This window comes from Labrys sp. 22185, assembly GCF_052045555.1.
GTDB lineage: Bacteria > Pseudomonadota > Alphaproteobacteria > Rhizobiales > Labraceae > Labrys > Labrys neptuniae.
This window is the reverse complement of the sequence record NZ_JBQEPH010000063.1, coordinates 1-14,459: the sequence shown is the minus strand read 5'-3', so window position 1 is coordinate 14,459 and position 14,459 is coordinate 1. Positions and strand designations below refer to the sequence as shown.

The 14,459-nt window shown below is 51.5% G+C and carries 9 protein-coding genes and 2 pseudogenes; 2 read left to right on the top strand and 9 right to left on the bottom strand.

Annotated elements, in window-relative coordinates; genetic code table 11:
• Nucleotides 1-14 precede the first annotated feature (14 nt).
• The 4 genes and pseudogenes from ACTJKX_RS36610 to ACTJKX_RS36595 all read right to left on the bottom strand — a co-directional run bounded on the left by ACTJKX_RS36610 (nucleotide 15) and on the right by ACTJKX_RS36595 (nucleotide 3,048).
• On the bottom strand, nucleotides 15-353 hold the full coding sequence (locus ACTJKX_RS36610) for a P-II family nitrogen regulator (protein ID WP_068296275.1): 339 nt from the start codon (nucleotides 351-353) through the stop codon (nucleotides 15-17).
• Nucleotides 354-477: 124 nt separating this feature from the next.
• Nucleotides 478-576 (bottom strand): annotated as a pseudogene (locus ACTJKX_RS36605) (IS5/IS1182 family transposase); the annotation flags it as partial.
• A 104-nt stretch (nucleotides 577-680) separates the two neighbouring features.
• Nucleotides 681-1,118, bottom strand: a complete 438-nt coding sequence (locus ACTJKX_RS36600; protein ID WP_440728326.1) for a hypothetical protein — start codon at nucleotides 1,116-1,118, stop codon at nucleotides 681-683.
• 40 nt (nucleotides 1,119-1,158) lie between these two features.
• A complete protein-coding gene (locus tag ACTJKX_RS36595) occupies nucleotides 1,159-3,048 on the bottom strand; it encodes a S10 family serine carboxypeptidase-like protein (protein WP_440728325.1) in 1,890 nt (629 codons plus the stop codon).
• Between the two features lie 565 nt (nucleotides 3,049-3,613).
• Between ACTJKX_RS36595 and ACTJKX_RS36590 the strand changes: the two are divergent.
• Nucleotides 3,614-4,316 (top strand): annotated as a pseudogene (locus ACTJKX_RS36590) (IS3 family transposase); the annotation flags it as partial.
• Between the two features lie 145 nt (nucleotides 4,317-4,461).
• On the opposite strand, the gene ACTJKX_RS36585 reads toward ACTJKX_RS36590, so the two are convergent.
• From ACTJKX_RS36585 to ACTJKX_RS36565, 5 genes are all read right to left on the bottom strand, one after another.
• The gene (locus ACTJKX_RS36585) at nucleotides 4,462-5,184 is read right to left on the bottom strand and encodes a hypothetical protein (RefSeq protein WP_440728324.1); all 723 of its coding nucleotides are present in this window, start codon (nucleotides 5,182-5,184) and stop codon (nucleotides 4,462-4,464) included.
• Nucleotides 5,185-5,373: 189 nt separating this feature from the next.
• Nucleotides 5,374-6,048 (bottom strand): hypothetical protein, encoded by a 675-nt coding sequence (locus tag ACTJKX_RS36580; protein ID WP_440728323.1) that lies wholly within the window; start codon nucleotides 6,046-6,048, stop codon nucleotides 5,374-5,376.
• 162 nt (nucleotides 6,049-6,210) lie between these two features.
• Complete coding sequence (locus tag ACTJKX_RS36575; RefSeq protein WP_440728322.1) at nucleotides 6,211-6,726, bottom strand: hypothetical protein; 516 nt, start codon at nucleotides 6,724-6,726, stop codon at nucleotides 6,211-6,213.
• A 965-nt stretch (nucleotides 6,727-7,691) separates the two neighbouring features.
• Nucleotides 7,692-8,752, bottom strand: a protein-coding gene (locus ACTJKX_RS36570; RefSeq protein WP_440728321.1) for an IS630 family transposase whose coding sequence is annotated in 2 segments (ribosomal slippage) — nucleotides 7,692-8,260 and nucleotides 8,260-8,752 — 1,062 coding nt in all. Because the reading frame shifts where the segments join, the coding sequence is not laid out codon by codon here.
• Nucleotides 8,753-9,174: 422 nt separating this feature from the next.
• Nucleotides 9,175-10,683 (bottom strand): tetratricopeptide repeat protein, encoded by a 1,509-nt coding sequence (locus ACTJKX_RS36565; RefSeq protein ID WP_440728320.1) that lies wholly within the window; start codon nucleotides 10,681-10,683, stop codon nucleotides 9,175-9,177.
• A 3,209-nt stretch (nucleotides 10,684-13,892) separates the two neighbouring features.
• Here ACTJKX_RS36565 and ACTJKX_RS36560 point away from each other — a divergent pair.
• The coding region (locus ACTJKX_RS36560; protein WP_440728319.1) for a Hint domain-containing protein at nucleotides 13,893-14,459 on the top strand (567 nt) is incomplete at its 3' end.

The following is a 14,459-nucleotide window of genomic DNA, read 5'->3' as shown; positions in this document are numbered from 1 at the left end:
GAACGCGCTTTGCTCTAGATGGCGTCGAGGCCGCTCTCGCCGGTGCGGATGCGGATGGCTTCCTCGATGTTGAGGACGAAGATCTTGCCATCGCCGATCCGGCCCGTCTGGGCGGCCTTGCGGATGGCGTCGATGGCGCGCTCGACGCGCTCGTCCGGCACCACGACCTCGATCTTCACCTTGGGAAGAAAATCGACGACATATTCGGCACCGCGATACAGTTCCGTGTGGCCTTTCTGCCGCCCGAAGCCCTTCGCTTCCGTCACCGTAATGCCCTGCAGGCCGACCTCCTGCAGCGCTTCCTTCACCTCGTCCAACTTGAAGGGCTTGATGATGGCTTCAATTTTCTTCATGGGGTCTCCTTGATGTCAGCACATAGTGCGCAGAAACCTCCTTGCTGGTAGCCGGTCGCATGCCAAACCGCCAACAGGAAAATTTTCTTTTGTCTTCAAGAGGTTGAGGCGTAAGTGCTGAAAAATGGGCAGGGGGCGCGTCCTTCCACTGGAGGCCGTTGCGGATCACGTAGACGATGCCACTCACCACGCGTCGGTCATCGACCCGCGGCACAACGCGGTTATCCGCGCCATCTGCCGTTCACTCAGCACAAACAAATCAACCATCACGGTCTCCTCAGCGCAGACCGTGAATCACATCTCAAAACAAATTAATAGGTCCTGAGCCTAGGGAATGACGCGGACCTTTGTCTGTGATGCCGCAGGGCTGGGCAACGCAACCTTTGAGGTGCGCTGAACATAGGCGAGCACATCATCGAGGCTGATGGCTCCCTTGTGACGGGTATCGATGGCCTCGAAATGGTCGGCCGCCCATCCCCAGCCACTAGTTAAGGCGGCCTGCCTGGTCAACAAGAGCGTCGGCGATCCCGCGGCCTTTTCGAATCGTGCCTGGAGATTGCTCGTGACGGCATTCATCGTGGCCGCCGGCGTGGCCGGCCTGGGCTTCCAACCTCTGGGACGAACGGGAATATCGAGTTTTTCGCCAATCCGAACGAAGCCGGACGGTTGTTGCAAAGCGGGGCCGTGTCCAGCCGAGATCGGGGTGGCTTTGGCTGCGTCGAGGCCGAAGGACGCGAGCAGGGGTGTGGACAGGAGGAACAGCATCAAAGGTTTACACGTCATGGCGGAGTTCTCCTTGATCAGGTCAACGTGCGGCGATGGGCACGGCTACGGGGGCCGGCGCCGTTGAAACAGACACCACAGACGAGGATGCCGCGGCATTCGGTGTCCGGTAGAAATCCCGCAGATCGGCGCGCATGGTTACCTGCGACGCCGGTGTCAGATAAATCATGTGGCCCCCCTCATAATCATGCACTGTGAGTCTGGTCGACAGGGCCGGTAGAGCCCCCCCATTCTGGAGGTCGACTTCCGACTGGAAGAACGGGCAGACGGCGTCGTGGTAGCCATGCAGGACCAAGGCCTTCAAATTTGGCTCGAGCGCCATAGCGGCGATGATATCAGGCACGCTGGTGTCATCTATTCCACCGTAATAATTCCTATTGCCGTGATTATGGCTCCACTTGTCGAACGCGACATCCGCACCGTATAGCTGCGCGGGATCTTTGTTCTGATAATTGAACTCTTCGAGAAGATAAGGCTTGATTGCGCCATAGAAACCCGCCTCTTCGTATGAATTTATCTGATAATTGAGTTTTTTGCCTGCGCTGATGCGATAGTCGTAGTCGTTAAAACTTGCAGATGAGGAATTTGGATATAAGATTTTTCCAAAATAATATTTAAAATCATAAACTATATATTCATAGTCGCTTTTAACGTCTTCAATGCCTATCCCTGTAATAGCGGCGAAATCATTGATGGCTTTAGTCGATATCGCCATAGAGCCATTGCTGATCGGATCATAAATTTCTGATGTATATTTGCGGAGATAATCGGCGTATTCCGTCTCCGACATGCTGCCCCGGGCCGTACCTTTGCCGTAATAATCAGCCGTCATGCCGTCTGTTGGAATTAAATGTCCTCCCATCGTGGCGTAGTCGAGAACAGGAGAGTTGAGGGTAAAGCCGGTCAAGACGACGGCGGGCTTTCCTGAGGGATCCGGTGCATATTGGCTGGTTCCCGCCTGCACAAGAAGATTGGCCACGATGGGCGTGCGGATGCCGCTATAGGATTCGCCATAGAGATATTTGGGTGAACTCTGCCGATTGTAGCGGTTGATGTAGGCAGTGATAAAGTCCCGGAAGACGTGGGCATCGGAATTGGTGTTCCAGAGATCCTTATTGGTGTGGGGCGCAATGGCCTGTGAGAAGCCGCTGCCGACGATATCGACAAACACCAAATCCGTCTGATCCAACAGGGTTTGTGGATTGTCTGTCAACGGGAAGCTGTCGGGCATGTCGGGGCCGGGCGGCAGGTTTGGCGCGTTCACTTTGAGGCTTTTTGGCGCCCAAGCCCCTAGGTGAAGCCAGATCGACGGCTCTCCCGGGCCACCATTGAAGACGAAGGTGACAGGCCGCTGACTGGCCAGAATGTCATCGCGGGTATAGGACATGTAGAAGATCGAGGCTTCTGCATCCCGGGTCGTGGGATTTGCCGGGTCAGTTGGTGCATAGGCAACCAGATGGCCGGCACGAGCAGTGTAATCGATCGTCTGCCCGTTCAGGCTCATCTGGTGATGCTTGCTGGAAGGGGTTTCATCGACCGCACCCAAATCAAGGCTCGCCGCGGCAATGGCGTCACTTGTATCACCAGCCCCGCCATTGCTGCCACTTTTATAGGCGGCGTTGGAGAGTGCTGCGACGGCTTGCCCCTCGTAATAATGGTTCGGATCGACAACTGCGTGATCGACGGGCCAGACGAAGGTGCGCGCCGTGTTCAGTGAAGGCAGATTGTTGACCTGTACCGGCAAGCTTTGGCCGGATACCTGTGCTGGCGAACTTTGAACGGATACCTGCGCTGGCAAGCTCTGACCAAATAATTGCGGGCTGTTCTGCGCCGTTCCTGAATCATCGTTACTGTTGCATGCGGAAAGCGCTATCAGACTAACGATGCATAACGTTTTTGAACCGAAGTTCATTGTTTCCTCTCGACGTATGGGGGACGGGTGGAATGCGGAGTAAGAACGACGCTACAAATTCCTTAACGCAAAAAACATGCCATTTTCAATGTATTGTTCTGTAAAAGTCGACATATTTTGTTTAAATATCACGATCTTTCGATTTAAATATAAGTATTTTTCTTAATTTATCGAGTAAATTATATTATTTCTCGACCTTCACCCTGTTCTTTAATCACTACTCGTATAAATATTTACGACATATACCGAATATCAAATCGTTATTTACGTTTTTTACCCGCCTACCTAAAGGAGATCACGGGAACCGGATGAGTGCGGCAAGGGCGGCGGTATTGTGGACGCGAGATTGAAGATGGGGGCTGCATGGCCTGATCTACGCCCGTCGTTAGCCCACTTCAGCGCTGATCCGTGATTTCGGGCGGATCCATTGTAAGCGCGATTTTCCCCGCACGTTGACGCCGCCTTTCGGCATTTGATTGCGTTGTATCAGGCGGCAGTGGCGGTTTTGGCGAAGTTGAAGGGTATCAGGTCGGTGATATCAGCGTCCTCGTTGTGTTGAGGCAAAGGCGAACCGTCGGGCGTCAATCGCATCCATCAGCTCTACCGCGAGGAAGGACTGTCGGTGCGCAAGCGCCGCGCCCGCCGCAAGGCCGTGGGAGCGCGTGCACCGATCCTGGTCGAAGCGAAGCCGAATGCGCGCTGGTCCACGGACTTCGTCCACGACCAGTTCGCGAACGGGCGCCGCTTCCGCATCCTAAACATCGTCGATGACGTGACGAAGCAATGCCTCGGAGCGATCCCGGACACTTCGATCTCGGGCCGACGCGTGGCGCGTGAGTTGACCGCGATCATCGAGCGGTATGGCAAGCCAGGCATGATCGTCAGCGATCACGGCACGGAATATACCTGCAACCCCATGCTGGCCTGGTGCCGCGACCATGACGTCGACTGGCACTTCATCGCGCCAGGCAAGCCGATGCAGAACGGCTTCGTCGAAAGCTTCAATGGCCGTATGCGAGATGAGCTGCTCAACGAGACGCTGTTCTTCGACCTCGACGATGCCCGAGCCAAGATCGCGGCCTGGGTCTTCGACTTCAACACCGCGCGCCCGCATTCGGCGCTCGGATACCTCACGCCTGCGGCCTATGCCGCCAACTTCACCGCAACGGACGATCAACTGCGCAATCCCGACCAGCTCCGCCGATCTCACGTTGCTCCCACCGCCACAAGGCGTAAAACCCGCCGAGGCTCTAATCGCCGCTGGATGACATCTCAGTGGCAGGTCAACGACCCTTGAACATGAAAATCCTACTCGAGTGGAGGAGCCTTCATGCCCCAGGCGGTCTTGACGGAAAATTTGCGACGGAACCTCCCAAGCCGCTCCGCAGCTCCGTCCTAGAAAGAGAAGACGCTTCATAAAGGATAGTTGAATACTTTCAAAATCGACTCAAATTTCCGCGTTAATATATCCTGCTCAGATTGTGGGAGATCGCGCCATTTCCCACTACGGCCATCGCCGATGTGCCTGCTGTTGAAATTAGTTACAACATCAACTAAGCGGCCTCCCCCATGAGGGCGCACCCTTTCGTCTGGAAGACTTGCGATGTCGTTTACAAATTTCCGTACGGAGTCCGTTGTGTAGGTGTTAAATATAAAATCTAAAGATTGGTTGCCAATTGAGCAATTAAGTAAATTCGCCATATCAATTAATGTTTGAGGATTATTAAAAAATGAGTCCTCGTAGCGTAGCAACGGATAACCTCTTGAAGAAAAGTTTATTAATTGCTGGCAATCATTGCTAACCCACTGCGCCGTCATAGATAGAGGTACATCAAAACGTTGAGACATAGACAAAGCAGCGTCACGAGGATCTCTAATACTGAGAAACAATATTGGTTTTACACATTCAATCCATCTATTGAGACTTTTACTGCCATGATGGGATTTAAGAACGAGGCAATTACCATCAAATGTGGAGGCTTGGGGTGCGTCCTCGGCGTAGTAGGAAACGACACGCTCCTCACCATGGGTTACAATTAGTAATTCCCGAATAACATTAAATACCCAAGTCGAGGCACTACTATGCAAACCCATCGTAACAACCTTAGGTAATGCAGCTGTATTGTCTTTATGCATATTTGGTAACATCCTTAGATTTTGATCGAAAAGTAGTTGATCTGCATGGGTGAACGTGATTCTCCATCAGGGCGCTAAGGACGATAAGTCGATTTCAGCCATTTGCGCTCTGATTCTATGGCGCTCATCCAAACAAAGTGGAGCTGAGAAGTTTGAGAGGTTTGCGAGGCTACCCTTTCTTGCAAGCGCTCATTGCGATGGAAGCCCTGTTTCATACGAGGGGCCGTATCTGTGATATCTATCTAGTCCGTAGCCGATAAGACCATCTACTACTTGCCCTTCACAATTTTGATCCCAGCTTAAAAAATGGTCCCACTTTTGCGGAAAGGTGATACCTGTATTGTCAGAAACTACTGCATGGCATGCATAAAATGGCTTGGCTTCTGGATGGTTAGATTGAAGGCTGTACCCAAAAATGCCGCGGTCCATCTGGTTGTCGCATTTATTTTTTGACGCAAAATCCGGAAATCCGTAGCTTGGGGAGGCACATCGGTAAATTGGCTCGGCGCCACCGCCGATACGAGGGGCCGCACTTATCATAAAAACAGCTTCCAAGCGCCCGTTGTATTCCGTCAATGAGTTGGCCTGATGATGCAAGAAATCAGTTTGCCCTCCATAATATCTGTAAATACCAGTTGTTGACTTAATTTCATCCGACAAAATACGTACTTGAGGGTACGCTCTTGTGATAAAGTCCATATAACGCGTAACTCTGGTGGATGTATTTGATCCAGAGGTAATTGCAATGGCTACATAGTAATCATTGTATTTTTGCCACCACGCGCTTCCGCTGTCATGACCTGCGAGTCCCGTCTTACTTGTTATGCCGGACGGTAATTTTGAAAATAATCTCTCCGCATACAAAGTATATAAATCATTTGTTCTAATTATTGCTGGACCAGCGGCTCGCCTAGGTCCGCCATCAGGAAGATAAGCCTCGTCTACTGAGCCAGTAGAAGTTAAATAATCACCAACTCCTCATAGACCATAACCTGCTAAAAAAGTTTCTTTACCGTAAACGTCTGCCTACTTATCTGATAGATCGTATATAATAGGCTTTTCAATCCTTCTGCCGTTATGATCAAGAATATCTGCTATTTTGGGAATTTTGAGTATTGCGATATCATCTCTCATGTAATTATTATTTTGTGAGCCAGGAGGCAAATAATATAGATTTTTCCCCTCTGCTATCTTGCGTAAATTCCAATCAATTACCGTATAAATTCTATTCGGACTTATGCCTAATAGATAACCAATGCAATGACGGGCAGTCAGTACGAATACCGACTTGTTGTCGGTGGAATCACCGAGCCATGTTCCGGTGCATCCACCAAGATCTACAACGGAGAGATATTGCGAAGAATAACTATTCAAACGCAAAGGTTCCATTGCCCTGGCAATTGTTCCTTTAATATCTGCCTTGCTTCCGCCATTGGCAATGAAAACGTCGTCTCTAATTGTAATGGCCGTAGCCTGCGTTAGCCACCCAGTTACTAAGAAGAATACAGAATATTTCCAAATGATCCGCACGCTTGACTTCATTGAGAAGCTCCAAGTTTTTCGCACTACCATTAAAATTTTAGAGAAATGGCGCCAATAAACTTAAATTTGCCGGTGATGAGATTATTCTAGACTATCTGTTTCGGCTCCCGTGAATTGGTTCGGAACCGGAACCGCTCGGTACTCTGCCGCCTCTACCGCTACCTGATCTCCATAGCCACTGCCCTAGTATCGCCATTGACGAGGGCGCTACCAGAAACGGACCACGTCCTGCTGAGAGGTCAAATCGGCTGCCGTTCGTAATGCCGCTCGGGTCACTGCCATCCCAACCACTACCTTGACTGCCGCCGGCATTGGCGCTCGTGCCTCCACTGCCGAAATAGGGCAGAGCTGAAATATCAATGTTGAGCTTCGAAAAAATCAGATGGACAACGTGAGATCTTCCTCATTTTTCAGGAGTTAAGCGCCAACGTCTGTACGTTGGATTAAGGAAATATATTCTGTCAACGGCATCATTAACAATGAGATATAGGTGAAAATTTCAACAAAATTACTAAAACAAAGGATAAAATTGGCTAAAAATATCTTTATTTTTGATAAAGTTTTTGTGATTTCTGGGCTTATTTGATTACCGCCTTTGGCAAAAAGTCCTGACGCTGACCCTTTTGATGAAGTATTTGCCGCTGAGGCAGATCCCTAATTCCCCGGACACGACGCACCCTTAAAATAAGAGTTAGGGGTAACGGTCTGTCTATGACTGGTTCGTATTCGGAGATGGAAGTGAAGCGGCCCCCGAAATGACCGGACACTCTCGCATATGTGAAATCGACTGAAAAAGCCCTTGTGCCGTGGGCCGTTCCACATATGCGGAAGATCCCCTGGTTGTCGCGCTATAGCCCGTTCAAGCTATAAGAAACATCAGGTACTTTGGAGCTGCAAAAAAACGCATAAATCTATTTTGATTGACATGGCGTCTTCGAACGGTGGATTATACCAACGAGCGGTGATCATGACCGATGCGCCCATTCGCGGAGTGCGATGGAGATGATCTTCCACGGCTGGTCGACGAGCTTGTTCCATGCGGCGCAGCAATGGGTGACGATGTCGTCGTAGTCCTTGAAGATACGGTTGGACAGCCAGTTATCGCGCATGAACCGCCAGACGTTTTCGACTGGGTTGAGTTCCGGTGAGCGCGGCGGCAGGAACATCAAGGTGATGTTGTCCGGCACCTTCAGTTTCGGCGTCACGTGCCCTCCGGCCTGATCGAGGATGAGCACCGCATGCGCACCGTCATCGACGCTCCGGCCGATCTCGGCGAGGTGCTCCTGCATGGCCTGGGTATCGCAATAGGGCAGAACCAGGCCCGCGCCCTTTCCCTTCCGCGGGCAGACCGCCCCGAAGATGTAGGCCCACATGGTGCGCTGATCCAAAGGCGCGGATGGCCTGGTGCCACGACGCGCCCATCGGCGCGTGATCTTGTTCTTCTGGCCTATGCGCGCTTCGTCGGCCCACCACAGTTCGATGTCCGTGCCTTGCGGGAGCCGGCTTCGGATTTCTGCCAGAGCGGTGGGGAAGTCTTTTTAAAAGCTACTACTTCCAGCTCGTTCTGAGCGTAGTGGCGTGGGCGAGCCGACAGCTTGGCAAAGCCGAGCGCCTTCAACTCGCGGCCGACCGTCGTTTCGTCCATCCAGATGCGGAATTCCTGGAATATCCACTGAACCAGGTCCTTGCGCCGCCAACGGACAACACCGTGGATCGCCGGGATCGGGCCGCTCTCGACGACCTTTGCAAGAGCCTGGCGCTGAGCGGCATTCAACTTCGCTCGGCCGCCAGGCGCTTTGCCATTCAACAGGCCATCGGCGCCGCGCGCGTTGAAACGCAGGACCCAATCCCGCACAATCTGCAGCGTCATGCTGCCGATCCGTGCCGCATCCGAGCGCGGGCCGCCGTCATAGATCGCGGCAAGAGCTAGCAACCGCCGGGCCTGATTGGCATCCTTCGTCTGCCGTGCAAGCTGCAGAAGAGCTGCGCCGTCGAAATCATCACGCAACAAAACCGCCGAACCCATCGCAAACCTCCTGTTTGCAGCATGGATTCAGATTCGCGGCTCCTTGGGAATCCCATGAGAGTCAGAAACGGCGCTCGTTGGTATTAGCCATCTCGTATGGCAATCGGAGGCGTCACCCATTTCATTCAATCCCGAATTAAGATAGGCGGGGAGCTGGACATTGTCGGTACCTCAGCTGTGTACGTACCAGAAGCATGTCCGCCGTCAGCACCCATGGCACAGATTTGAGGTTGTGATTTAAGGAGGATCTGGGCTTCGCCGCAGTGACGAAGGAACGATGAGCGGGTGGCGTCCCACGCTATACTTGGCTTCGATCCTCCCTCGCGAACGTTCTTCCTTCAGGATTTTTTGTCCGAGACGGATGGATATGAGGACTTTGAGCTTTGGCTAGGCTCAGGCCTCGTTAATAGAAACGTCCAGTTTCATGACGCCGTATCAATCTTCTGCCAAAAGTTTTGGGTGCTGATCAGATCACCCTGCAGTTTGAACTCAGCCTTTCCGCCGACATGATGCGGCATCACCAATAACGGCTCGCCATTGTCCATAAATTTGATGGCGAAGTCGTGCCACCGCGGTCGTACGTAAATATCGAAGGCCTGTGCAAGTGCGCACTGATCAATGCACCAATTTGTCGGAGCCCAACGATCGTAGGCAATTTGGATGTAATTCGCCAGAAAGCGTGCGAACTTTGGCGTGATATCGTTCCGTCCAAGCAAAGTGATTCCGGCACCAAAGCCCCAGGGCTGGCCGTGGCGCTGGCGACCCGCTTCGTCGAAAGCATATAAACGAAAACCAAAATCAAAAGGTTCTATCTCACGCAGGCGTCGAAAGAAGTCTTCCGGGAAGTAGGCGTCAATATCAGCAATGATCAGGCGACTATTGTATTTGGCTACGATATCCGGAAGCAAAAGGTATCGAATGCAGGTAAATACAGCGTCGTCGCTACGTTTTAATTTTCCATAAGCAAAGCATAGATGCAACCCGGGGACGTTTGCAGTGACATAGGCGCTGACATCCTCAAGGAAATTGACCAATTCTGGTACAACTTCGGCAACGCCAATGACGATGAGGGTCTCCGGCGACTGAGGTGCAGAGCGCTTTGCCGCGATCAAAGTCTCCAAAAGCTTCGGAACATAGTGGAAATAACCGATATCACATCCGAAAACGAGCGTCACTTCGGGGTTATTCGTCAGATTGACAGGATGGTGCCAGCGCCAGTCATCGGTTCCATGCACGTTCTCCACGTGTGCGTTTTCCAGGCCGTTGACCTGCTCCTGGGAAAGCCAGCTATAGACGCCGCAATTAAAGTGAACGGCCCAGACGCCTTGGGACATCGACAAAGCTTTCGCCTTGGCATAGTGAGCATCTGCTTGCGAGCGTTCTGCCCGCATCCAGGAAGCGTGTCCCATGGCGACGTGATGCCAATAATTCGATCCGTTGAGTGCGAAATCATCAACAAGCAACTGATCGGCCGAATTACGGTCCAGGGCGACCAGCTGATCGTACAAAAGCTCAAAATTATCGCTGTATCTTTGAAGAATAAGTCGATTTACTTCAGATGGAAGTCTAGCGGGAAAGAGAAGGTTTGGCAGAAGTGAGCTAGCGCCCCTGTTTCCTTTGCCTGCCATCTCGGCGGGTACGATTGCACAGGCTAGGTCCGGACTTATTTGCCCAGCAGCTCGAAGAGCGGACATTAATTGAGCGTCGGCATTTGATAGCTTAACGCATGCCTCAAGATTAGAGAGGCAAGACGCTAAATCCCCCATTTTTGCGTGGAGGATGCCCATATAATAGTAATATTCTGGGCTGGTTGGGTCCAATTCTGAGGTATATTTAGATAAGGTTGCGATTGCCTTTTCTAACTCACTTTCATTAAGATATCCTGATGTTCTATCTAAGAGATCTTCGCATGACATCTTACCAAATTCCATGAAAAATGCTCCGATTCGTTAGTTTTGACAAAATATCCTTGCGGACCTTCCTGGATTACGTAGCCGAGTGCAGACGTGATCACCAAGCATTAGAATCTGTCCACTAAATTTGAAGTAGATGCACACGTATAGCAAAAACTGTGCCAGAAAGTGATTCTTGAATCGCACGCAAAACGATAATCAAATTTCCATATCCATGCCTTTGTTTCGGGGCGACGGCGACACATTTTGAACTATAGACTCATAGCGTAAATATGAATTTTTGAAAAAAGTAGGAAATCCAGATAACAAAGATATAATTATACCATATAGGCACAAATTTACGCCTTGTATTAGTTTCGTAAAATTCGCCACCGTTAAAACTCTGGCAAATTTGAATTCTGTGGGCTTGCGGTGGAGAATTAATGAATATCCCTGTAACTATAATTGCGAGATTGAAAGCGATATAGCGAAGGGTGGATTTCATTTATTGTCTCGCCTATAGCTTAGTTCAAGGTAGGTCTTACTATCGACATAATTTTTGTTATTTCAATGACTTATTCGTATGTCTTTGGGAGAAGCTAAAATCATATGAGTAATAAATATTTATTACTGTAACATAAATATTCTTCATAAATATTGATAATAAATTATTTTATGTTTATAAAATCGTCGCCAAAAAGGTATAGTGTGACCTATTCGGCGTTAGTTATCTTTAAATATATAGCTAAGAATTCTAGAGCGGCGAGAATGTCTTACGGTGGCGCGCGTGAGGAGCCTAGGGTTGGTGACGGGTATTGGCAACGATTTTCTCGAAATCCTTTGCGAGCCTTTGGCATCCCCGGCGTCAGTCAAGGGGCGGGCTCCACAACTCATCTTGGTGGCAACGTTTCAACGCGAGGAGCATCAGTCCTCTTTCCGCCTGTCATGCGCGTCTTGAAGCGTTGTCACGTATCTATTCCAAAAGACACCTAAGTTTGTCGGGATGCAGCGGCAAAAAAGCCTCCCGCTACGAATCTTCTTGCAAAAAGATGATCCGGCAGCAGCGTGGATTTTGCGCGCGGCGATCCGCCGTCATCTGGGCGGTTGCGGCAACAGACAGCTCAAAAGGTTGCACCGTTGCCGTGGTTTCGGTCGGAGATCTCGAGTTCGGGCAGGGGGCCCGTGAGTTGGCATCCACCCCATCAGTTCAGTCGATGTACGGCGGAGCGGGACAGACGGAACGCGCTTTGCGTATTCGTGGGTGGATTGTCGTCGGAGATGGTGGAGAAGTTCTCTTGACAGAGGCTGGCCGCGAGCGCGCGGCCGACCTGGTGCCGCCTCAGGTATAGCGGCGCGCAATGATGGGAACTCCGACGCGAGATTATCAGTCTTTTCTGACGCAAATTAAATGAGATTGCGGGTGACATCCGACGCGCGCTTTTTTGAGACTGAACGCACACTATGTGAGACGGACGCGTAGGCGGTCAGGTTCCACGCACGATAATTGAGACAGATCATATCGGTGGCTCCTCGGCGGGCATCACATCGGGAAGCTGGGGAATTTGGGCGATCCTGTTCGCCAGATCCAGGGTCTGCCGGCGGCTCGACAAATAAGGGTGTCAACTGGCCTTAGCGTCGGCATCACAATAGATATGGCAAACCGGAAAGCCGGTCGCATCGAGCAGCCGGAATCTCCTGCCTTGCTCGGTGACATGCTGCGGCCCGGGAAAGGTGAGGGGTCACCGGCGTTCTCCCTTAACTTACGTCAAAAATCGGCATCATTGGGCGTCCGCCGCAATTCGATTGCGCGCCGGGATAGGTAGCCCGCGTTAATGAAGGGCTAAAGAACTGTGGCGTGCGAACAATCCGCATCCAGCCCATGGAAACGGCCGAAGAGGTCTGTTCGGCCCATAATTTGGGGCCTTACCGTCGTGTCGGTGGTCTCGCGCAAATGCCTGCCGACTACCCGCGAAGGCGCCAAACGATGGTGAAAAGGCGCGGCAATATCAGGACCGTCCGTCGCCCGTCGGGCGGGAACAAACCATCCGTCACGATCGGGGTGGCGCCGGCCGCGATTTACTTCCTTCAACCTGTGCGAATGGCCCTGGGTTCCGGTCCTTGAAATTCGCATAAAACACCCTCAGTCTATATCATTAATACTTTATACAAATCATAAACAATATTTATGCGTAGTTTGTGTAAACAAGTATTATAAATGCTTTTACGTTTTCCTAATCCTTATATTTACATAAAAAAGTTTGCTTTCGTCGAACAAGTGTCCTTCAATTGCCGAGCGAAGGTCGTGGAAACTTGTTTTCTGTTTAAGCGAGCGGAGGCGGCCCGAAACATTGCTGCAGATCAATTGCGCGCCGGGAAGTGTTTTCCGAAAGCGAGCTCACGGAGACTGGGGCGCACGTAACCCTGGACTGCAGGATTGTCCAAACAACCGGAGCCGAATTTCTCGCAGGGGCTCCTGAAAAAGAATTGAGGATCAAATGGCAACTTACGGACCTAATAACGGTGGCGTGGTCTATGACTACACGGATGGTAACCTTATCATTAAAAGTCCGACAGCCGAAGACAATGATCTCGGAAGTATAAAGAATTTTCTTGTAAATAACGGCGGAAGTACTGTAATAAATGGCATTCCGGGGGTCAATTTCGTTTTCCCCGTATACTATGCTGTTCCTCCTGGCGCATCGACAACTATAAATTTCGTTGCTAGCCTAGCTGTTAAGTCTGAAATTTATGTTGGAGGTAATGTAACAATAGGTAATGGCGCTGCGGTTGGGTCAGTAACGAATATATATGTCACTGGCGGTAATGCCACGATGGGGGGCTCTGTACTCGCCGGCGCTCTGAACGGCACGAATGTCACTCTCACCGATGGCGGTAGCTTTAGTAATGGCGGCGGCGTAATCGATCTTCTTAGCGGAACGAGCGTTACTTTCGGCCATGGCGGAGGCACTTTCACTGTCAATGGCGGCGGGGCTGCCATCGATCTTTCATCGACATCTATCCATGGATTTTCCCAAAATAATGGACTTAATCACCTCCAATTCAACGGCATGCCAGCCCCTGCGGCTAGCTATATAGTCCAGACCTCTGGTTCGTGGCAGTATATTACGGTCCTTGATGCCGGTGGAAACACTATTGCCACCACCTCAGTTGATGGAGACAGCCTCCCAACAGGCACCTACAAGGTTGGTGGTCCCGGCCCGTTGACGGTCGACTCTAACGGTGGCAGCATGACCATCACCGACCGGGCTATCCAGTGCTTCCTCGCCGGCACGCTCATCCGCACGGCCACCGGTGAAGTCGCCATCGAGAAGATCCAGGTTGGCGATGAGGTCTTCGTTTCCATCGACGGCAAGGATGAACTGCGTCCGGTGACCTGGATCGGCTCGGGCCATGTCCTGAGCAACCCGGTATATCCCATGGACATGGGCGGCTACCCCGTCCGCATCCTCAAGGATGCGATCGCCGAAGGCGTGCCCTATCAGGATCTGCTGGTTACGGCCGAGCACAGCTTCTTCTTCGAAGGCAAGCTGGTGCCGATCCGCATGCTGGTCAATGGCCGGAGCATCTTCTATGACCGCTCCTTCCAGACCTACACCTATTACCATGTCGAGCTGGCCCAGCATGGCATCATCCATGCCAACGGCATGCTCTCCGAGAGCTATCTCGACACGGGCAACCGCAAGAACTTCGTTGCCCAGCACGGTGTGGTGCCGTTCCCCGGCAAGGCCAAGGACTGGTCAGTCGATGCCGCGGCGCCGCTCTGCGTCGAGCGCGCCTTCGTCGAGCCGATCTTC